The 21,559-nt window shown below is 59.3% G+C and carries 18 protein-coding genes; 3 read left to right on the top strand and 15 right to left on the bottom strand.

From position 1 onward, the window contains the following. Window positions 1-16: 16 nt before the first annotated feature. The gene (locus ACA048_RS02465) at window positions 17-985 is read left to right on the top strand and encodes a metal ABC transporter ATPase (protein ID WP_497627797.1); all 969 of its coding nucleotides are present in this window, start codon (window positions 17-19) and stop codon (window positions 983-985) included. Window positions 986-1,015: 30 nt separating this feature from the next. Here the strand turns inward: ACA048_RS02465 and hldE are convergent, their stop codons facing one another. Continuing rightward, window positions 1,016-2,440: a bifunctional D-glycero-beta-D-manno-heptose-7-phosphate kinase/D-glycero-beta-D-manno-heptose 1-phosphate adenylyltransferase HldE gene (gene hldE / locus ACA048_RS02460; protein ID WP_497627796.1), complete on the bottom strand. Its 1,425-nt coding sequence runs from the start codon at window positions 2,438-2,440 to the stop codon at window positions 1,016-1,018. 174 nt (window positions 2,441-2,614) lie between these two features. Beyond that, window positions 2,615-4,417, bottom strand: coding sequence for a lipid A export permease/ATP-binding protein MsbA (gene msbA, locus ACA048_RS02455; protein ID WP_497627795.1), 1,803 nt, complete (start codon window positions 4,415-4,417; stop codon window positions 2,615-2,617). 156 nt (window positions 4,418-4,573) lie between these two features. Here msbA and ACA048_RS02450 point away from each other — a divergent pair, with 156 nt between their 5' ends. Beyond that, window positions 4,574-6,436, top strand: coding sequence for an O-antigen ligase family protein (locus ACA048_RS02450; protein ID WP_497627794.1), 1,863 nt, complete (start codon window positions 4,574-4,576; stop codon window positions 6,434-6,436). Further along, window positions 6,436-7,653, top strand: a complete 1,218-nt coding sequence (locus ACA048_RS02445; protein WP_497627793.1) for an acyltransferase family protein — start codon at window positions 6,436-6,438, stop codon at window positions 7,651-7,653. The genes ACA048_RS02450 and ACA048_RS02445 overlap by 1 nt, the downstream gene beginning before the upstream one ends. A gap of 62 nt (window positions 7,654-7,715) precedes the next feature. Here ACA048_RS02445 and ACA048_RS02440 read toward each other — a convergent pair whose 3' ends face one another. From ACA048_RS02440 to waaC, 13 genes are all read right to left on the bottom strand, one after another. Next, on the bottom strand, window positions 7,716-8,600 hold the full coding sequence (locus ACA048_RS02440) for a glycosyltransferase (protein WP_497627792.1): 885 nt from the start codon (window positions 8,598-8,600) through the stop codon (window positions 7,716-7,718). After that, a complete protein-coding gene (locus ACA048_RS02435) occupies window positions 8,597-9,751 on the bottom strand; it encodes a glycosyltransferase family 4 protein (RefSeq protein ID WP_497627791.1) in 1,155 nt (384 codons plus the stop codon). Before ACA048_RS02435 ends, ACA048_RS02440 begins: the two co-directional genes overlap by 4 nt. Continuing rightward, a complete protein-coding gene (locus ACA048_RS02430; protein ID WP_497627790.1) occupies window positions 9,748-11,190 on the bottom strand; it encodes a PIG-L deacetylase family protein in 1,443 nt (480 codons plus the stop codon). The genes ACA048_RS02435 and ACA048_RS02430 overlap by 4 nt, the downstream gene beginning before the upstream one ends. 8 nt (window positions 11,191-11,198) lie before the next feature. Then, window positions 11,199-12,095: an antimicrobial resistance protein Mig-14 gene (locus ACA048_RS02425; RefSeq protein WP_497627789.1), complete on the bottom strand. Its 897-nt coding sequence runs from the start codon at window positions 12,093-12,095 to the stop codon at window positions 11,199-11,201. Then, window positions 12,095-13,225, bottom strand: coding sequence for a glycosyltransferase (locus ACA048_RS02420; RefSeq protein ID WP_497627788.1), 1,131 nt, complete (start codon window positions 13,223-13,225; stop codon window positions 12,095-12,097). Before ACA048_RS02420 ends, ACA048_RS02425 begins: the two co-directional genes overlap by 1 nt. Further along, window positions 13,209-14,966 (bottom strand): carbamoyltransferase family protein, encoded by a 1,758-nt coding sequence (locus ACA048_RS02415; protein WP_497627787.1) that lies wholly within the window; start codon window positions 14,964-14,966, stop codon window positions 13,209-13,211. The genes ACA048_RS02420 and ACA048_RS02415 overlap by 17 nt, the downstream gene beginning before the upstream one ends. 163 nt (window positions 14,967-15,129) lie before the next feature. Then, the gene (locus ACA048_RS02410; protein ID WP_497629793.1) at window positions 15,130-15,465 is read right to left on the bottom strand and encodes a YceK/YidQ family lipoprotein; all 336 of its coding nucleotides are present in this window, start codon (window positions 15,463-15,465) and stop codon (window positions 15,130-15,132) included. Between the two features lie 170 nt (window positions 15,466-15,635). Then, a complete protein-coding gene (locus ACA048_RS02405; protein WP_497627786.1) occupies window positions 15,636-17,087 on the bottom strand; it encodes a lipopolysaccharide kinase InaA family protein in 1,452 nt (483 codons plus the stop codon). Next, window positions 17,087-17,839 (bottom strand): lipopolysaccharide kinase InaA family protein, encoded by a 753-nt coding sequence (locus tag ACA048_RS02400; protein ID WP_497627785.1) that lies wholly within the window; start codon window positions 17,837-17,839, stop codon window positions 17,087-17,089. The genes ACA048_RS02405 and ACA048_RS02400 overlap by 1 nt, the downstream gene beginning before the upstream one ends. Further along, a complete protein-coding gene (locus ACA048_RS02395; RefSeq protein ID WP_497627784.1) occupies window positions 17,836-18,570 on the bottom strand; it encodes a lipopolysaccharide kinase InaA family protein in 735 nt (244 codons plus the stop codon). Before ACA048_RS02395 ends, ACA048_RS02400 begins: the two co-directional genes overlap by 4 nt. Next, window positions 18,570-19,376 carry a lipopolysaccharide core heptose(I) kinase RfaP gene (gene rfaP / locus ACA048_RS02390; protein ID WP_223520065.1) on the bottom strand — a complete coding sequence of 269 codons (807 nt, stop codon included), beginning with the start codon at window positions 19,374-19,376 and terminating at the stop codon, window positions 18,570-18,572. Before rfaP ends, ACA048_RS02395 begins: the two co-directional genes overlap by 1 nt. Continuing rightward, window positions 19,376-20,497 carry a glycosyltransferase family 4 protein gene (locus ACA048_RS02385; protein WP_497627783.1) on the bottom strand — a complete coding sequence of 374 codons (1,122 nt, stop codon included), beginning with the start codon at window positions 20,495-20,497 and terminating at the stop codon, window positions 19,376-19,378. The genes rfaP and ACA048_RS02385 overlap by 1 nt, the downstream gene beginning before the upstream one ends. Further along, window positions 20,497-21,558: a lipopolysaccharide heptosyltransferase I gene (gene waaC / locus ACA048_RS02380; RefSeq protein WP_497627782.1), complete on the bottom strand. Its 1,062-nt coding sequence runs from the start codon at window positions 21,556-21,558 to the stop codon at window positions 20,497-20,499. Before waaC ends, ACA048_RS02385 begins: the two co-directional genes overlap by 1 nt. Window position 21,559: the final 1 nt, after the last annotated feature.

Here is a 21,559-nt window from a genome sequence, read left to right as displayed (position 1 = left end):
TTAAGCAGGAGCCGACATGCCGCGTACGCTCATTAGAAAGAACCCGAGCAACTTCAAGACCCTGCCGTTGTACGTCGAAGCGACTCCCGAAGGCTTGAGCTATCAGAGCGTCGGGATGCCGCTCAATTTCTCCCAAACCCTGCAACGTCGCCGCCTCGTGACGGTAGGCAGCACCGAGCGGTTTGCGCTGGAACTGGCCAATCTCGGCGTCTCGGTGCGCCTGACCCTGCATTGGCAAAATCGCGATTACTGGGTGCTTGTGCGTCAGCGTCGGCAAGACCGTGGCGACGTGGTGCTCAAGCTGATCTCCGGTTACGTACCCGCCCATGAGCTGAACCTGCCACTGCACACCGCGATCCAGGAAATTGCCGAGGAATGCCTGCTGGAAACCCCGGAAGGCTGGCTCGGCGGGCGTTTCAACGACACATGGCTGCCGGCGCCCTACGCCAGCGCCCTGCATTACCGCGAGGCGCTGCCGTTTCGCCTGACACCGTTGTCCGGCTCGGCGCGGCCGGTGCGCTGCGCCAAGCTTCAGTTGATCGAACGGCCGCGGGCTTACGTGCATCTGCCCACCGCGTCGTTGCAATTGATCTATGACTTGCGCCTGGACGTGCCTAAAGAAGCCAAATCCCTGAGTCTGTTTCATGTCGATGAGCGACTGGAAGGCGATCAACTGGTCGCCCGGCTCGACCGCAAGCGTCCCGATTTATACCTGATGCCATTGCAGGACGGTCAGCCGATGGCCGAGCTCTACACCTTGAAAAAAGATCAACTGTACCCGGCGAGTACTCGTGGCTTGTTTCTGGCGGAGAGCTTTGCCCGGCAGGAAGGCTGGGTAGTGCGTGATGAGCGGATTCGCTGGAAGGACTGGGTGCGCCAGCAGGGGTTGAGTCCACCGGGGAAAGATTCCGGGCTGGCGCGATTACGCGGGAAGGCGAAGCAATTGCTGAAGAAAATCGTGCCGCGCAAGGCGGCACGTCCCTGATCGTTCCCACGCGTGGGAACGATCAGCGTCTCACTCGGATTGACGGATTTTTTCGACAATCGCCGTGGTCGAGCTGTTCGCTACCAGCCCCAGCACTTTCACCGTGCCGCCGTAAGCAGTCACGATGTCCGCGCCGACCACTTGGTCAATCCCATAATCGCCACCCTTGACCAACACGTCCGGCTTGACCTCGCGCAGCAGGTTTTCCGGGGTGCCTTCAGGGAAGCTAATCACCCAATCCACTGCGCCCAACCCGGCCAATACCGCCATTCGACGGTCGACGCTGTTGATTGGACGACCCGGACCTTTCAAGCGGCTGACCGAGGCATCATCGTTGACTGCAACGATCAGACGATCGCCCTGGGCCCGTGCCTGTTCAAGGTAGGTCACGTGGCCGGCATGCAGAATGTCGAAGCAGCCGTTGGTGAAGACGATCTTTTCTTTGTGTGCACGCGCATCGTCGACCGCCAGCAAAAGCTGTTCAAGGCCCAGCACACCACGCTCCGACCCTTCTTCACGCTGGATGGCGCGGCGCAGCTCCGGCGCGCTGATGGCCGCCGTACCGAGTTTGCCGACCACGATACCCGCCGCCAGGTTGGCCAGGGCCACTGCGTGCGGTAATTCTTCGCCAGCGGCAATCGCGGCTGCCAAAGTAGAAATCACCGTGTCGCCGGCACCGGTTACGTCGAACACTTCACGGGCGCGGGCGGGCAAGTGCAGCGCAGGATGATCAGGGCGCAGCAAGGTCATGCCGTGTTCGCCACGGGTCACCAGCAACGCGCCGAGGTCCAGGTCGTGCATCAGCTGCGCGCCTTTGCTCACCAGCTCGTGCTCATCGACGCAACCACCGACGATGGTTTCGAACTCACTGAGGTTCGGGGTGATCAGACTTGCGCCACGGTAGATCGAAAAATCCTTGCCCTTGGGATCCGCCAGCACCGGAATGCCACGGGCACGGGCGGCCTGGATCAGCACCTGATGGTTTCTCAGTGCGCCTTTGCCATAGTCGGACAGCACCAGCACCTTGATACCTTCGAGCAATTCATCGACTTGCTCGCCAAGCGCCAACGCATCGGTGGCGAAGGGTTCTTCAAAGTCGATACGCAGCAGTTGCTGGTGACGACTCATGACCCGCAGCTTGACGATGGTCGGCTGGTGCGCGATGCGCTGGAATATCGCTCGAACGCCAGCACCCTTGAGGCTATTGGCCAGGCTGTCGGCAGCTTCGTCGTCGCCGGTCACGCCGACCAGCGAGGCCGGGGCACCGAGCGCGGCAATGTTCAACGCAACGTTGGCGGCACCGCCCGGGCGGTCTTCGATTTGCTCGACCTTGACAACCGGTACCGGCGCCTCAGGGGAAATCCGTGAGGTACCACCATGCCAGTAACGGTCGAGCATGACATCGCCGACCACCAAGACAGGGGCTTGATCGAATCGCGGCATGGACAACTTCATGGAGCAACCCACATACAAAATGAACAGGGGCGCGATATTACCACAGGGTTGACGTAGCCTTGCGCATGGCATGAACGAGGTCGTAAAAAGCAAAAAAAAGCAGCCTGGTCAGGTTCAAAGAACCTCAGGCTGCAATTTTTTCAGGCTGTCATTAAAACTGACGGATGCCGAGGGTCAGGCGATGTCTTCAGCCGGGGCGTCGAGGCCCATGGCGTTCAGGCGGGCGTAGTAACCGTTTTGCGCCAGAAGCTCGGCATGGGTGCCGCGCTCGACAATCCGGCCCTGATCCATCACCAGGATCAGGTCAGCCTTTTCGATGGTCGACAGACGGTGAGCGATCACCAGCGTGGTCCGGCCTTTCATCACTTGGTCCAGCGCCGCCTGAATGTGGCGCTCCGATTCAGTGTCGAGCGCCGAAGTGGCTTCGTCGAGAATCAGCAACGGTGCGTTCTTCAACAGGGCCCGTGCAATGGCCAGGCGCTGGCGCTGACCGCCGGACAGCAGCACACCGTTCTCGCCGACCTGGGTGTCCAGGCCTTCGGGCAACTGCGCGATGAAATCCATTGCGTAGGCATCTTTTGCGGCTCTTTCGATCGCGTCACGAGGTGCGCCAGCCAGGTCGCCATAAGCAATGTTATTGGCCACCGTGTCACTGAACAACGTCACATGCTGGGTCACTTGGGCGATGTGCTTGCGCAGGTTCAGCAGTTTGTAATCCTCCACCTCAACATCATCGATCAGGATCTCGCCCTTGTCGTGGTGGTAGAAGCGCGGAATCAGGTTGGCCAGGGTCGACTTGCCGCTGCCGGACCGTCCGACCAGCGCTACCATTTGCCCAGGCTCGGCCGAGAAACTGATGTCATTGAGTACCTGGCGATCGGTGCCAGGGTAGGCGAAGCTCAAATTGCGCACGTCCAGGCGACCGCTGACGGCATCGCGCTCGACGGTGCCGGTATCGACTTCAGGCTCGACGTCCAGCTGTTCGAAAATACTCTCGGCACCCGCCACACCTTTCTGGATGGTCGAGCTGACTTCGGACAATTGGCGGATCGGCTTGGGCAACAGGCCGGCCAGGGTGATGTAGGCAACCATGTCACCAGCCGACGCATCGCCGCGCAGGTACAGCACCAGGAACATCAACACCGCCATGGCGCTGTAGATCACCAGTTGCAACAACGGCGTGTAAATGGCACCGGTGCGCGTCATGCGCAGTTGTTTGTCGGTGTTGCCCTGACTGGCTGCGAAGAAACGCTTCTCTTCATAGACTTCACCGCCAAAGCTGCGCACCACGCGATACCCCTGGATGGTTTCCGATGCCACGTGGGTCACGTCGCCCATGGCCACCTGGATTTTCTTGCTCTGCTTGCGGAATTTCTTGCTCGCGGTGCGCACCATGATGGCGATCAGCGGCAGGATGGCGATCATGACCAGTGTCAGGCGCCAGTTCATGAACAGCAGCGAGGCAAACAGGAAGATCACTGTCATGCCTTCACGGATTACGACTTTGATCGCATCTGTGGCCGCCCCGGTGACCATCGTCACGTTGAAGGTGATACGCGAAATCAGATGACCCGAGTTATGCTTGTCGAAATAGCGATTGGGCAAAACCAGCAGGTTATTGAACAGCTGCACCCGCAAGTCATGGACGAGCCCGAGGGAAACCTTGGCCAGAAAGTAGTTGCCCAGATATGATCCCAGCCCCTGCCACGCGGCGATCAGAATGATCAGCAACGGTACAGCCTGCAACAGTTGCAGGTCGCGCAGGTAAGGCACCGTGGGGAAAAGCACTGCCTCAGGATTGGACAGGCCATCGACAAAGTATTTGAGGATGTAACCAAGCATCGGCTGGGTCGAAGCGAAAATCAAAAAGCCGACAATGCTGATCAGAAACAGACTGATGTACGGCCGGACATAGCCGAGCAGGCGGAAGTAGATTTTCAAGCTCGATGGGCTTGCGGAGAGACTGGAGTCGGCCATATCACGCGTTTGTCGATAAAAAGGACGCTGACTTTAGCACAGCTTCTTCAGGGTTCTGGCAATCGACTAAAGGCTGTTATTGTTAGGCACCGAATTAAGTATCAAATAGCCATCACCCCGGAATGCCCGATCAACTTCAGGATTGATTCTCTCAGCATGCAACTCAGCGGTTTCAATAGTGCGTCAAATCGAGTTTTCGATTTCATCTGCCTCTGGATTCTTCCACTCGGCTATCTCTTGCTTCTATGCGCATTGTTTTTCTTGCCGGGCCGGAGTCTGCACCACAAACTTTTTTATGGCCTGTTCAGCATTCCGGTGCTGATTGCCCTGTGTCTGCGTCCCCGCGAACTCAAGGAATTGTGCCGCGAGCCGATCTTCATTGCCGTGCTGGTGTTCGCGGCCTGGGCGTTGCTGAGTTTGTGCTGGGCACCGGGAAAGGATAGCTTCTCCAGTCAATTCAAAGCACCGCTGCATACCCTGCTGCTGTTTGCTGGCTGCTATTTGCTGGTGCGCTATCGCAGCGAAATCATTCACCCCCTGCTGTTCGCCGCGGCATTGATCGGACTGGTCGGCACCGTCCATAACCTGTTCATGTTCGCCCGCATGTACGAGCCGGGTATGCGCTTGATCGGTGGCGGTGCGTTCGACAACCCACTGCTGAGCTCTCACATCTATGGCTTTTATGCTGCCTACTGGCTGAGCATGAGCATGATCTGCAAGCGCCGCCTGATGCTCTGGTTGAGTCTTCCGGCGATGGCAATCATGTTCGCCGCCGTGATCGCCACTGGCTCCAGAACACCTCTGGCGGCACTGACGATGGCGGGGCTCTGGCTGGGCTTCATTTGCTGGAACCGCCGCTCCGTCATATTGCTGGGCGCGTTGGTTGCCAGCGGCGCCGCGCTTTATGTGCTGTTTGCGCGAATGATCATCGAACGCGGCGACTCTTATCGCTTCGAAATTTGGCAACTAGCCATCAATCAAATAGCCGATCACCCATGGATCGGCCATGGTTATAGCGCCGTTCTGGCCATCGACCCCGGCGTCGGCTTCAGCTTTCAGGAGCCCCACAGCTTTGTCCTGGGCGTGCTCTTTTACGTCGGTGTTGTGGGATTACTGCCATGGTTGTTTTTCCAGGCCTGGAGTTTGCTCAGCAGTTGGCGAAATCGCGTGCAACCACTGTTCATCATCGCCTCGACCTGGCTGATATTCGGCATCGGCGCAGGCTTGACCGAGGGCGGCGGTATCATCTCCCGGCCCAAGGAGCACTGGTTTCTGCTGTGGATTCCGCTGGCGCTGATCGCCGCGCTTTGCATTAATCAACGCGCCAGACGCTTGTTGGCGATACCCATCAAGACACTGACGCCAACGGCCCTGCAACAATTGACCGCCAATGCGCAGGTGATCGAAGAAGATGGCCTGGGCCCCAAAGTATTGCGCCTGCTCGATGGCAGCTTCCTCAAGCTGTTCCGTAGCCGTCGCTGGTACACCTCAGGCAGTTTCAACCCCTATTCCGAACGCTTTGCCGTCAACAGCGAGCAACTGCGCAGCATGGGGTTTGCGACCCCGCCGATTCTTGACCTTTATCGCCTGGCAGACGGCAGCAGCGCCGTGCACTATTTACCGCTGCCCGGCAATACGCTGCGCCAGGTCCTGCAAGGCATAACCGCACCCGCGGTGCGTGAGGCGCTGGTGGAGCGATTCGGCAAGTTCATGGCTCAACTGCATGAACAAGGCGTCTATTTCCGTTCGCTGCACCTGGGTAACGTTCTGGTACTTGAAGATGGCGAGTTCGGCTTGATCGATGTGGCCGATCTGCGCATTTACCCTTCTTCTTTGAGCCTGGCCCTGCGTCAGCGCAACCTGCGCCATATGCAGCGTTACACCGTAGACAAGCGTTGGCTGTTCCAAGAACACTTTGAAGCACTGCTTCAGGGCTATGCCGTGACGGCATCGAAGTCCGCTGTTGATAACCTGCACAGACTAGTGCTGACCGGGAGCTCCCCGGTCAAGGCTCATTGATGACTGAAACCAATCCTCTCATTGCGCTAGCAGCTTATCTGCTGGCCATTGTGACTGCCGCCCTGCTGTTACGCGCCGTACCGAAAATCGCCCGTCAAATCGAACATTCCAGTGAAAGCCGTTATGCCAGCATTGATGGGCTACGCGGTTATCTGGCGTTCGGCGTGTTCGTACACCATGCGATCATTACCTTGATCTTCCTGCGCACGGGTGTGTTTGATTTTCCGCCGAGCAATTTCTACTCACAACTTGGCCAAGGCAGTGTCGCGCTGTTTTTCATGATCACCGCTTTCCTGTTTTGGAATCGACTACTCACCCAGGGACGTCAACACGACTGGCTGGCTTTTGCAGTATCGCGGCTGTTTCGCTTGTACCCGTTGTACTTGCCGCTGATGCTGATCGTGTTTGTCACGGTGCTCTACCTGCAGAACTGGGAACTCAAGGACTCAGGGATCCAGTTCTTCGGCCAGATCCTGGCCTGGCTGACCTTCGACCGACCGGACGTCAACCAATACCACCAAACCGGTGTGCTGATCTCCAACGTCACCTGGACTTTGGGTTACGAGGTATTTTTCTATCTGGCATTGCCCCTCGCCGCCTTGGTGTTTATCTACCGAGGCAGCTGGAAGCAAACGGTGTTGTGCCTGATCGGCATTTACGCACTGTATGAACTGATCGGCCTGGAGCACTCGCTGAAAAAACATTTTCTCGCGAGCTTTCTCGGCGGCATCGGCGCTGCGTACTGGGTTCGCCAACCGAAACTGGTGGCCTGGGGTCAGACTCGAAGGGCGGGGATTATCGCGCTGCTGGCATTGGCAATTGCCTTCACGGCATTCAACCGTGCATTCAGCCCAAAGCCACTGCTGCTCATGTCGTTGTTTTTCGTGATTGTGGCGTCCGGAAACACCCTGTTCGGCGCACTGAAACCACGCAGCATCCGTTGGCTCGGCGAAATCAGCTACAGCACCTATTTACTGCACGGCTTTGTGCTGTGGGTGTTCATCCAGCGCCTGCCGCTGGTGCTTGATCTGGATGCGCGTGACATCTGGACCTTTCTGCCGCTGCTGGCCCTGTGCAGCTGCCTGCTGATCATCATCAGCAGCCTGACGTTCCTGTACATCGAGAAACCGGGCATAACGGCCGGCAAGAAGGCCTTGCTGTGGCTGCGCCAAGGCAAAAAAGCCAACAGGATTCTGACAGAGAAGATCGCTGGCTGAAGCTGATGCATCCCTTGTAGCTGCTGGCGAAGCCTGCGGCTACAAGGCGCATGGAGGCTGGGTCAGTCTTTTTCCAGCGCAGAGAAGTACAGCCGCCCCAGACCGCGCCAGGTCTTCTTGTTCCAGGCCTTGAACGGGATCTGCGCCAACAGTTCGCGGGCCAGCTTGCGGTCACGGTTGGCGGTCTTGAGGAACATTGAGCTGAGGAACTTGTAGCGAACCTCGTCGTACAGCGGATGATCGCTGAACAGCGCGTAGGTACGCAGGATGCTGTCGATCATGAAGCGGTGGTTCTTGTAAGAGTTGGTGGCGTGTTTGCGATAGCGCGCCATCAGCACATTCAGGCCATCGATAAAGTAACCGGCATGGGTCACCTTCAGCTCGATCAGCAAATCTTCCAGGCGAATGTTCGGATCGAACCCACCCACCTTGTCCAGCGCTTCCCGACGGATCATCAGCGTCGGGGCGGGCGGATAGGGTTTACGCTCCAGAAACATGTCATCGAAGTCCAGACGACGAAACGGCACATCACGACGCTGACGCTTCTCCGGGTACAGATTACCGTCGGCGTCGATCAGCTCGATATTGCCGGCGCAGATACCAACCTCGGGCTTGCCATCCATGTGCGCCACCTGAGTGGCGATGCGCTCTGGCAGCATGATGTCGTCAGAACCGAACGGCACGATCAGACTGCCCTTTGAACGGGCGATGGCGCCATTGAGGGTATTGGTCAGCCCCTGGTTCTGTTGAACCCGGAAATCGAAACCGTGTTGCGCCTGCAAAGCGTTGATCCGTTCAACGCTGTTGTCGCTGGAACCGTCGTCGACCACCAACAATTCGATGTTCTTATAAGTCTGGTTGAGGACGCTGAGAATGCTTTCCTCGATGTAGCGAGCGTGGTTATACGACGCAATGATGACCGTGACGAGAGGTTGCGCGGCGCTCATGGTTGTTCCTTGCGGGCCTGCTCCAGGCCGGAGTCAATCAGGTTCAGGTATTCCTGACGGAACACCTCGATGTCGTGTTGTTCCTGCAGATAACGGAAGGCCTGCTCGCCCTTGGCCTTGAGCTCGTCATCCGACAGCCCGAGGTAGTTATCCAGCGCTGCGACCAGGCTCGGCACATCTTTGGGCGTAATCGCCAGCCCGCCCGCCCCTTCAATCAGCGGCAACATGGCGGGCACGTTGGAGGCGATAACCGGCAGATGACCGCTCATGCCTTCGAGCAGCGCCAACCCGAGACCTTCCGCCAGGGACGGCATGGTCCAGATGTCGAAGGCACGAATGTACTGCAAGGCGATTTCCTTGAAGCCCAGAAGGTGTGCGCGCCCGGTCAGGCCCAGGCGTTCGATCTCGGCATTCAGGCGCGACTCTTCGCGGCCGGCACCAATGATCGCCAATTGGGTGTTCGGATACTTGTCCTTGAGCGCGGCAAACGCCTGTAACAGGTAGGTGTGACCCTTGACCGGTACAAGACGCCCCAGAGCGCCAATCAAGCGCACCGACGGATCGATACCCAACAATTCGCGGGCACGCTCGCGGCTATGCTGCAAACCTTCTGCCTGTTCAATGTCGATGGCGTTGGTGATCGCATAAGTATTCTGATCGGTAAAACCGCAGTCGCAGTCCAACAGATACTGTTTGACCGCCGGCGACACACCGACAAAACGCCAGTGACGATCGATCAGGCGCTGGGTCTGGCGGCGTCGGTAAAACCGGTCGTACTCACCAAAACCATGAGAAATGCCGATGCACAGCGACACTTTCAACCAACGGTTAAGCGTCAGCATCATGTTCACGGGTTTGAAGCGGTTACAGATCACCACGTCGAATTTTTCCGCGCGGCAAAACTTGTACAGCGTCCACATCGCCCGCAAGCGCATGCCTTTGAGGGACTTGTCGGAAAACTCGAAGTACACCGAACGGTCCGCCCGGCTTATAGCCTCACCCGGCCCGGGCTTGCCGCGCAGGAACGCCGCCGTCACTTCGTAGCGATCACCGGGCAGCGCCTTGACGATCTGCTCCGCGAGGTCGGCAAAATCATGGGCTTTGACGTTGTAGTCAGGCTGCAATTGCAGAACCTTTAACCGCTGGCTCATAACTCTCCCCGCTGAGAAGCGTTTATGGGTGTGTGCTTGAGTATCCACAAGAGCTCGTGACGTCGAACCGCCTTGCGAAAGAATTCGTTCTCGCCGTAGGCCGGCGGCTTGCGCTTGGCCAACAGTCGCTGGATCAACCGGCGCAGGCGCCGCTTGAACGGCATCGACGGTTGCAGGTCATGCATCATGCCCAGCGCCATGGCTTTGTCGCGCTGAATTTCCAGCGACAGCGGCAGGCAGCAAGGCTGCATCGGCGTGGCTGGGTCGAAGGCTGGCGGCAATGCGATGCCATGACCGGCGTCACCCATTGGCCAGCGGTCGTTGTCGTGCAAATGGTTGGCGTAGCCGAGCAGTGTGGTCGGCTGCCATTCCAGGCCTTTCAAGGCTTCGAGAACCGCTTGTTGTGCACAGATATGATCGGGATGCGGATCGAGGGTCGGGTGCGGCAGTACGATCACGTCAGGGCGCGCACGCAGCAGTACTGCACGCAGATCGGCCAACAGGTTGTTCCAGGTCGGCGCACCGTCGGCATCGCCCGGCAGGGCAAATGGATTCAGCTGGCGAAACAGCCGGGTGTCGCTCAAATCCGCTTCCCGCGAAGCGACTGGTTGCGCAGGGGCAGCCTGCATCGCTGCCAGTTGCAGGCAGAAATAACCCAACTGCACGCAATGAGCCTGCGGCACGCCAGCCCAACGCGGCACCGCGATGCTGTCCCAAGCGCGCAAACGGCCCTTGAGCCGCGCCGCCTCGACCTTGTTCAGGCCGATCTGTTGGTAGTGTTCGGCTTCGATTTCACCGGCCGTCAGTGTGACGATCCAGGCTTCATCGGCCTGGCTGTACAAACCATAGGCAGCCAGCTCGGCGTCGTCGGCGTGGGGCGCGATCACCATCACCCGTTGCCGGCGGAAGTCGGGTTGTTCCAGCGCCCACAATACCGGCTCACCGAACAGGCGGCAGTAGCGTCCACGCAGGCGCAACTCACCACGCGACAGTACTCGCGCCTGACCACTGAGGTTCAGGTAACGCAAGCCATTTGCGCCGCGTTCAAAGGTTTGCCGGTCCGGGTTGTCACCACCCGACAACTCCACCAGCGGGTCGATAAAGCGCCCAAGCCAGGTGCTTTTCACCCGTAGCGCCAACACGAGCGTGGCGTCGTCGACCAGCATCACGCCTTCGTCCAGGCGCAAGCGCTCGCCGTCCAGATGCACCTTGGGTTGTGGGGTGTAGGGCGGGAAGCTGTATTGGTAATCGTCTTTTGGGGAATAAAACAAATGGTCAGCGAACCAGGCCTCGTGAGCAATCCAGCCCAGCACCGCACACACCAACGGCAACCACCAGGCCACCAGCACCCCGATGGCAATCAACAGCATCAGCGCGATCAACAGGCTGATTCGTTTGTTGCGCCGATGGCGCTTGAGCAGTTGCTGTTTGCGGCTCATGGGTTCACTCACACGGTAAAAACCGGCACAGGATTGCACCAGCGGTCCTTGTATTCCCGGTCGGCACGACCGAAGGAAAACCGCAAAGGCTTATCCAGGGCGCGAGCGTGTTCCCAGGCACTTTGGGTGTTGAGAAAACTCAACACGCTGCCGGGGCTGAACTCGCGGGTTTCGGGATCGACACCACCGTTGATGTATTCGACACTGATCCATTCCGGCGCTTCGACGCGGTAGACCAGTTGAATGGCGATCGGAGCATCGTTAAGGAAGATCACCGAGCCGATCAGCAAGTCGCGCAGCAGTTCGACCACCTCGCCCATGCGCTCGGCACCCGTGGCCGGGAAACCCCAACGGCGCTGGAACAGGTCGCAATAAATCGCCGCTAGCTCAGCACTGGAAAACTCGGCGACCGGACGCACAACGCCACCGGCTTCTTCCAGCAGACGCAATTCACGGCGCTGGTTGTAGCGGAATTTTTTCGACAGTTCTTCGGGTGTGCGCGCCATGGCCAGTTGTTCGGCCTGTAGCTTGATATCGGTGAATCGGCCTTCGCTCAGTGCCGACAAATAACGTCCGCGATGGCGCAGCGCTGCTTGTGCATCGGCGGCAGCCGGCAGAATCACCTCGGCATTGCCGAGGTCGAACAAGCCTTTTTTCCCCCGGCGCTTGAGCACGTCTTTGGACAGCGCCAAATCGCGCCCCCAGGTCGGGATGGCGGCTTTCACTTCACCGTTCTGCTCCCAGGCCAGGTAACGCACCGGGATCTCGGCCAACTGCGCCAAGCGCTCAACCACCATGGGATGCGTTGCGACGCTACCGCCAAAACGCTGCCAGGCCTGTGCATAAGTCGAGGCGTCGACTAGCGTCCAGCCACGTTCGCGCCAGCCTTGAAATCGGTTGAGCATCAGCCCCTCGGTGCCAGTTCTGTGACGTGTGGCAAATGCCAGAAAGCATCGCGTACCGCGCGGTCGGAGAAATGCTCACGCAAGCGGTCGAGCATCATCTCGGCACACTGGTGACGTTGCTGCTCGTCCATCGCGGCCAGATGGTGCAGCCCTTGAGCCAGACGCTCGGCATCGCCCAACGGGAACAGGATGCCGACCCCTTCAACGACTTCCCTCGCGCCACCGCAAGCGGTCGCGAGCAACGGCACGCCGGCGGCCATGGCCTCCAGCAGCACCATGCCGAAAGGTTCGTGGTCGGAGCTCAGCGCAAACACATTGAAGGCACGGAAATAGCGACGGGCATCCGGCACTTGACCAAGAAACAGCACCCGATCACCAATACCCAGTTCGCGGGCCAGCTCCTTGAGGTCCTGTTCCAGTCGACCGCTACCGAGAATCACCAGTTGGCTGTTGGCCGGCAACTGCGGCAATGCCAAGGCAAAACCGTGCAGCAGCGTGGTCTGGTCCTTGTCCGGATGCAGCCGCCCGACGTTACCGACAATCCAGGCATCCGCTGACAGACCCAGGGTTTCCCGGGCCTCGCGAGCCGAGACCTGACTGGTCTGCATGGCCGGCACATCGATACGGTTATAGAGCGTCTGAATCCGCCCGGCCGGCCATTTCGGCAGGCAACTGCGCATGTCGTCACGCACCGCATCGGAGACCCCGAGCAGGCTGAGGCGCTTGCGGAAAATATGGGCGAAGAGTTTGCGAGTGCCGCGTTTGTAATCGCCAAACGCGTGATGCACACCGATGACCGGCAGCGAGGTGCCGAGCAAGGCGATGTAGATCGGCTTGAAACGGTGGGCAATGCAGAAGCTGAAATTGCGCGAGGCGGCGATCTTGCGCAGATCGCCGATGGCGCCCAGCTTCAGGCCACGAATGGCCTTGGAGCTGTATTCCATGAACAGCACTTCATCGGAAGCGCAGCCCGCAGCGACTTCACTGTCGGCGGCCCCGGTCAGAAAGACCGTGGTCACTCGATAGCCGGTCCCCGCGAACAGGCTGGCGTACTGCCGGGCGCAGTCCAGAAACGGGCCGTCATAGCCGTGACAAAACTGCAACACATGGCGTTCAGCCGAGCGAGTCATATGCGTCAGCGCCCTCTTTAACCACCAGGATGTCTTCCATGATCAGATACTGTAGGTCAGAGCCGAAGAACATGTTCAGGGCATCGGTCGGCGAGCAGATCATCGGCTCGCCACGACGGTTGAGCGAGGTGTTCAGCGACACGCCGTTGCCGGTCAGCACTTCCAGCGCTTTCATCATGTCGTAGTAGCGCGGGTTGTATTCGCGCTTGAGTACCTGGGCCCGGGACGTACCGTCTTCGTGGACGACTTCCGGCACGCGGGTCTTCCACTCTTCAGCCACTTCAAAGGTGAAGGTCATGAACGGCGCCGGGTGATCGATCTTGATCATCTGCGGGGCCACGGTGTCGAGCATCGACGGGCAGAAAGGCCTCCAGCGCTCGCGGAACTTGATCTGGTGGTTGATGCGGTCAGCCACGCCAACGGCGCTCGGGCAACCGATGATCGAACGACCACCCAAGGCACGCGGACCGAACTCCATGCGCCCCTGGAACCACGCCACCGGGTTACCGTCGACCATGATCCTGGCGATGTTTTCCGGCATGTTCTCAAGCTTGCGCCAGGTCGGCTTGCTCGGGTGACGAGCGCACGCAGCGAGCACGTCTTCGTTGGTGTACGACGGGCCGAGGTAGACGTGCTCCATCTTCTCGACTGGCACGCCACGGGCGTGAGAGACATAAGCCGCAGCACCCACCGCAGTACCGGCGTCGCCAGATGCAGGCTGCACAAACAGCTCTTTGACGTCATCGCGGGCGATGATTTTCTGGTTCAGTTTGACGTTCAACGCACAGCCGCCAGCGTAGGCCAGCTTGCCGGTTTCCTTGAGCACGTCGCCCAAGTAGTGGTCGATCATCTGCAGCGAGATTTTTTCGAACAGCGCTTGAATGCTCGCGGCGTAGTGGATGTACGGCTCGTCAGCGATGTCGCCTTCGCGCTTCGGTCCCAGCCACTCGATCAGCTTCGGCGAGAAGTAGTAGCCTTTGCCCTTCTCTTTGTAGCGACGCAGGCCGATAACGTTGGCGTAGTCGGTGTTGATCACCAGCTCGCCGTTTTCGAACGAAGCCAGGCGCGAGAAATCGTATTTGCTGGCGTCGCCATAGGGCGCCATGCCCATGACCTTGAACTCACCGTCGAGCATATCGAAACCGAGGAACTCGGTGATCGCGCCATACAGGCCGCCGAGGGAGTCCGGATCGAAGAATTCCTTGATCTTGTGGATCTTGCCGTTCTCGCCGTAACCGAAGAAGGTCGTGGCGTACTCACCCTTGCCGTCGATCCCCAGGATCGCGGTTTTCTCTTTGAAACCGGAGCAGTGGTAAGCACTGGAGGCGTGGGCCAGGTGGTGCTCGACCGGCTCGATCTTGATTTTCTTCGGATCGAAGCCCAGTTGCTCGAGGCACCAGACAATCTTGTTGCGATAACGCTTGTAGCGACGGTTGCCCATCAGGATCGCGTCAAGAGCGCGATCCGGGGCGTACCAGTAACGCTTGGCGTACTGCCAGCGAGCCTTGCCGAACAGACTGATCGGTGCGAATGGAATCGCCACCACATCGACGTCGGATGGCTTGATGCCCGCCTGTTCCAGGCAGAACTTCGCCGATTCGTAGGGCATGCGGTTCTTTGCATGTTTATCGCGTACAAAGCGCTCTTCTTCAGCCGCCGCGACCAGCTTGCCATCGATGTACAAGGCTGCGGAGGGATCATGGCTAAGGGCGCCGGACAGGCCAAGAATCGTCAATGCCACAGGGGTCTAGCCTCTTTAGTCTGCATGCAGGCGACAAGCGCCTCAAAAATTAATGTGCCCTCGCAAGCGGCGAGAGACAGCTAAAGGGCGGGATTATAGCGTAAACATGGCGGGAATGACCCAGCGCTTATTGTCCCAACTGGACTAAAGCATGGCGCCCCGCTTATCCACGGCCTGCGCGCCAGTAAATCCTGAGATTGCCGTCTGTAGCCTGGCGATAGATCGTATACGGCAAGGACACTGTATCGCAGACACCCGACAGGCCCAGGTCCAGCAGCACGAACGGCACGAGGATGCCGGTAGGATCCGGTGGGGCATTCAATACGCAAAAGTCATAGGCCAGACCGCTGTAAATGCGGGGAATGGACTGACAGTAGGTTTTTTGTTTTCTGAGACTGCGGGCTGCGTCTTCATCATCTTGCAGCACCGTCATAGTGGTCCCGCAGCCGGTCAGTGCGAGTGAGAATGTACCCAACATAACAGCCATTTTTATCGTCAAAATTTGCCCTCCATGAACGTCAGGCAAACTAGCATCGTGGCTATTCAGGGCACAGTTCATGGGGTCTGCTGATCATGTAGGACGATTCATAAATTCTTGTCCCCTAATCTTGGCTGGCCCATCGGGCCCCATCGTCGGAACGCCGCCCGGAGCAAGCTCGCGATGGCGATTCAGGCAGCGCTGGAGATGTCTTTGGGCAGACGCTGATCAATGACCTGATACAGCGCACTGCTCTCAGGCCAGTTGCGCATAAACCGCGCCCGATCCCGCGCATAGGCCGGGGCAAAGCTGCCCACCGAGCCATGCTGACACATCGAGTCCAGGTCAATCAGCGCCCAGCGATCTTCCTGCCAGAACAGGTTGTGGCCCTTGAAGTCACCATGACTGATGCGCTCGCCGATCAGCTCGGCGAACAAATGATCCAGGGCCAGCAACTCTGCTTCCGGCGCATTGCCGTTTTCAACGTAGGGGGCAAAACGCTCGATGATGTCCGGCCCCGGCAAGTACTCGGTCACCAGATAGGCCCGACTGCGCAGCCAGAAAAAACGCGCCTCCAGCAATGCAAGCGGCTTGGGCGTGGCGATACCGAGGAACGCCAGGCGATTGCCTTCGCGCCAGGAGTGCCAGGCACGGCTCGGACGCCAGAAGCGTTTGAGCCAATGAGCAAAGCCTTTGATGTTGTAGCGCTTGACTACCAGCGTCCGCCCATCGATCTCGACCTTTCCTACACTCGCCGCACCACCGGTCTTATACAAATGGCCCTGATCGAGCAGCGCGTCGGCCTGCTCCAGCACCGGCAGCATTGCTGCTTCTTCCTCGCGACGAATCGCCCGCAAGGCAAACGCCCCGCGCTGGACGCTGAACAGCGTGCATTCGCGGCCGACCTTGATGAGAAAGTCCTTCAAACGCCAGGCGCGAACCTTGTCGATCTGTTTCTGCAAGGCTTCCATGGGCAAGGCGTGCTCGCCATTGCTCAACAGGTAATACACCAGCAATTCTTCAATGAACGGTTCCAGCGTCTTGGGCAACTGCGCAAAAAACACGCCGAGGTTTTCCAGGACTTTGTTTCGTGACAGCGGCTGTCCCGGCGTTTCAGCACAGACGCCGCCGCCATCGATCAGGTACAACCGACCGCGCTGCCGCAACAGGTTGTCCAGATGCAGGTCTTCCTGCCAGAGCCCCTTGCGATGCATTTGGCCGATAGCACCCAACGCCTCGGCCAGCACGGCGCCTTGCATATCTGCCAGCACCGGCAAGTGTTCGACTTGTTTCCAGGTATCCCCCAGGCTCTCGGCGCCTTCGAGGAAATCGAACAACAGCCAGCCGCCCTCGCCTTCCTTCAGGCCATCTGCCAGCAATTGCGGCGTGGTCAGGCCTTGATCGGCGAGCAAACGCACACCGTTCAGTTCACGCTGAAAATGCCGCGCGGCTTTGCTGCCGACCAACAATTTGGCCAGCACCGGCCGACCGCGCCAGACACCGGCACCGACGTAACGCTGCCCCGGCAGGACCCGCAGCAAACTCAGCAGCTGCAATTCGGCGGGGCCGGCGGCATCGGCCAGCGAAATACTCATCGGCAGGCTCGGGCTGCGGCCGGCACCTTTCAGTTCGGACAAGCGCATCAACGCTTCTCCTTGTGACTGCGCCGCGCGGTCAGACGCGAAACCCAACTGTCCACCAGCGAACTGTTCTGCGACTGATCGACATAGACCGCCAACAACTCGCGCAACTGCGCTTCGGTCCATTCCGGCGCGCGGCGCAGCAAAGGTTCCAGGTCCTTGACCCGGTCACGTTGACCGAACAGCAGCGGCCGGGTTTTTTCCAGGTCGATCAACTGCGCCTGATAACCGTCACCCGCGGCTTGCAGAAAAATATGTTTGGGATAGAAGCAGCCATGAACCTGACGCACGCCGTGCAGCCGTCGCGCCAGAACGCCACAGGCTTTGAGAATGGCCGAGCGTTGCACTTCGGTCAGGCCCGACCAGCGCTGCAACAGCGAATCGAGATCATCCCAACCGTCCAGCGCGCGGGTCAGCAGCACCGCGCGGACTTCACCGTCGACTTTGCGCTCACCAAAAAACGCCGCTTGCAGCGCCGGTATGCCCAGCTTTTGATAACGGCTGATGTTGCGAAACTCACGGGCAAAACTCGGTTCACCGAATGGCGCGTGAAAGGTACGCGTCAGGTAGTTGCTCTGGCGCTTGAGGTAGTAACCACGACCTTCCAGATCGAGTCGAAACACGCTGCTCCAGCCACCGCCGACGGTGTTGGGTTCATCCACGGCGTCGAGCTGTTTGGCCCAGAGCGCATCGAACGTGCCGAGGCCATGGCGCTCAAGCAGCGCACGGTCTTCAGCGGCCAGAAAATCAGTCATTCGCGTCCCTCGAAAAATCTCACCACGTGCCGGATCCGTTTCTTGTCGGCGGCATTGAGCCGGTCACGCTGGCGATATTGCAGATAAAAGCGCAGGCGCTGGGTGGCCGACAGGTGGTATTTGGCCACCTTGTCGAGGCAGGCCAAATCTTTGGTGATCCGGTATTTAAGCCAGAAGCCGTGCCAGAAATCACCATTGGGGCAATCGATCAGGAACAGCCGGGCTTGATCGTCGATCAGCAGATTGCGCCATTTCAAATCGTTATGCGTGAAACGATGGTCGTGCATGGTCCGGGTATAACTGGCCAACTGCCGGCTGACCGAGTCGACCCAGGCGCGGTCCGACAATTTGGGATCGTGCCGCTCAGCCAGGGCCGACAGGTCTTCAGTGTTCGGCAGTTCGCGCGTGATCATCGCCCCACGATTATAGGCCGCGCCGCGACGCTCCAGACCCCAGGCCACCACTTCCGCAGTGGGAATGCCCCACTTGGCGAAGCGTTTGAGGTTCTGCCATTCGGCCTTCACCCGGGGTTTGCCCAGATAACGGCGCAGGCCTTTGCCGGCGCCGGTGTAGCGTTTGACGTAGTAATTGACGCCGTTGCGATTGACGCGGATGACCTCGGACAACAGATCACGGGTCAGCCGCTCACCCTGGAGCGCAAACACCGCTTCAAGGCTGCCGAAATCTTCTGCCAGATCGCTATAAGCGGGCTCCAGTTTCCAACCCGCCATCAGAGTGCATCCCCATATCGCTGTTTACGGTCATAAAGTTTATTGGCCTTGCCCTCAAGCCAGGCGAGCAGCGAGGCTTCCTCGGCCAGAATCTGGCGCAGCGGCTGCTGGAAGTAACCCTTGAGGAAACGCAATTTGTCGCGCCGGGTCAGGCCAATGTCCAGGGCCGAAAAGTACAGGGCCGCCAGATCTTTGTTGCGCCAGCGTTGAGTGATCGCCGGGCGGGTCTGCGCACGGTGCAGGTCGATCACCGAGAGTTTGAAATCGTCAGCGGTTACCGGTTTGTCGGTGTGCAGCAGGAAGTGGCAAATGTAGCAGTCGCGATGGTTGACCCCGGCGCGATGCATCATGCCGGTCATGCGCGCGACTTCGGCAATCAGCGCTCGCTTGAGTTTCGGCTCGGGCGGGTTTTTGACCCAATCAATGCTGAAGTCTTCGAGGCTGACAGTAGGCGCCAGCTCTTCGGTGACGATGAATGAGTGCTGGTCCGCCGGATTGCTGCCCTTCTCGCCGTAAGCGACGGCGGTCATGGTCGGCACACCGACTTCTTTCAGGCGCTGAATGGCTTTCCATTCCTGACCCGCGCCGAGGACCGGCAGCTTGGCCGTCAGCAGGTTCTTGAAGATCTCGCCCCAGCCGATGCCACGGTGAATCTTCACGAAAAAACCATTGCCGTTTACTTCAGTGCGCAGGGTTCGGCGCGCTTCCAGTTCACGGTAAACCTCGCCTTCGAGGCCTTCGACTTCGGTGAACGCATCGCGTCCGGCCCAAAGGCTCTTGAACGGTTCAGCCAGCATCAACTTCATTAAGCGTGCTCCGCCAGAATCACATCGGCCGCGTGCTGCGGCATGCTGTAGAGGTCGGCCGTCTCGGCGAAGGCCAGACCGTTGCGGCTCCAGGCCGCCCGTGCTTGAGCGTCGTTCAACATGCCGGTCAGGTACTGGGTCAGTTGTGCCTGATCGAACGGCTCGTCCAACACCAGCCCGGCGTCGGCCTCGGCGATGTAATGGGCATAACCGCACACCGCGCTGACCAATACCGGCAGCCCGGCCACCAAGGCTTCGAGCAACACCGTCCCGGTGTTTTCGTTATACGCCGGGTGGATCAACAGATCGGCACCGAGCAGAAAACGCGGGATATCGCTACGGCCCTTGAGGAACGTCACGTTGTCGCCGAGCCCCAAGGTGGCGCTCTGCATCTGGAATAATTTGGGGTCATCCTGGCCAATTACAAACAGCCGGGTGCGCTTCTTCAGATCAGCGGGCAATGCGGCCAGCGCCTTGAGGCTGCGATCCACACCCTTGGTCTTGAACCCGGAACCGATTTGCACCAGCAGCAACTCATCGTCTTTCAGGTTGAATTCGCTCCGGAATCCGGCACGAATCTCGGCAGCATTGGCCGGCGCGCGACGGTCCTGGGAGATGCCCGGCGGCAGCAAATGAAAACGTTCCAGCGGCGTGTCGTAATGCTTGATGAACAGCGGCTGCTGCACTTCTGAAATCATCAGCACTTCGGTCTTGGCGTCCTTGGCGAACACCGCGCGCTCGTATTCGGCGAAGTGCCGGTAGCGGCCCCAACGGCGGTACAGCGAATGACGCAGGTTTTGCGCCTTGTCTTCGAAGCAGCCGTCGGCGGCGTAGTAAACGTCCAGGCCCGGCATCTTGTTGAAACCGATCAGGCGATCCACCGGACGCTTGGCCAGATCCGCTTCCATCCACTCGCTGAGCTTTTCATTGCGCCGATGGTTGAAGAACGCCTTGACCGGCGCCACCAGCACTTCGAAACCCGGCGGAACGTCGCCCTCCCAGATCAGCGTGTAGACGCGAATCTGATGGCCGCGCTGCTGGCATTCCAGGGCGATGCGCATGAAGTCGCGCTGCAAGCCCCCGAACGGAAAGTATTTGTACAAAACGAATGCCAATTGCATCAACGCAGCTCCTCAGCCAGTAACAACGTGCTCAGTCGGGTCGCGACACGCTCGGGATTCAGACGCGTGAAGCACAGGGGCCACTCGCGTTTCAGGTCAAACTGACGGGCATCCTGGTCCGTCGGCTGGTACGTACATTTTTTTTGCAGGCACGGTGCGCAGGGGAAGTCGCTGGCGATGTGAATCTGCGCCTTGCCGTAGGCACCGGTCAGGCCCGGATTGGTCGGACCGAACAGCGACAGGGTAGGTACATCGAGCGCGGCGGCCAGATGACCGAGTCCCGTATCCACCGCCACGCAAGCCTGTGCGCCGGCCAATACCTTGCCGACACCGGCCAGGTTCAACTTTGGCAACACTTCGACATGACGGAAACCGGCGGCGATGCGCTCGGCCCGGGCCTTCTCGATGGGATTGCCCCACGGCAGCTTCACAGCGACGCCCAGATAACCGACGCGCTCAGCCAGCTCACGCCAGTAGGCTTCCGGCCAGTGTTTGGTGTCCCACGTGGTGCCATGCAGGAACAGCACATACGGATTCTTGCGCGGCAGTTCCACCAGTCGCTCGACGTTCAGGCCGTAATCGCCCAAGCCTTTTGGCAAGTCGTAGCCCAACGCCAGGGCGAACAATTGACGCACCCGCTCTACCGCGTGCTGCCCACGGCCCACCGCCAGGCGACGGGAGTAGAAGCGCGCAGCCATCGGCTCACGTGCCGAATCCTTGTCCAGCCCCGCGACCGGCGCCTTGACGTAGCGCGTCAGCCAGGCACTTTTCAGCAGGCCTTGGGCGTCGATCACCAGATCATATTTTTCAGCGCGAACGCTTTGTTTGAAGCGCTTCCACTCGCCACTCTTGATGGTTAGCCAGAGGTTCTTGCGCCAGCGGCGGATCGCCACCGGGATCACCTTGCCCACGGCCGGGTGCCAGGTCGGGATCTCGGCAAAGCCTTCTTCCACCACCCAGTCGAACGTGATGCCGGGAATCGCCCGTGCCGCGTCGGTCAGTGCCGGCAGCGCGTGAATCACGTCGCCCAGCGAGGAAGTCTTGATCAGCAGAACCCGCAAA

It is taken from the genome of Pseudomonas sp. LBUM1659, from assembly GCF_059716045.1.
Note: the sequence above shows the minus strand (reverse complement) of the source record. Positions and strands in the feature narration are given on the sequence as shown.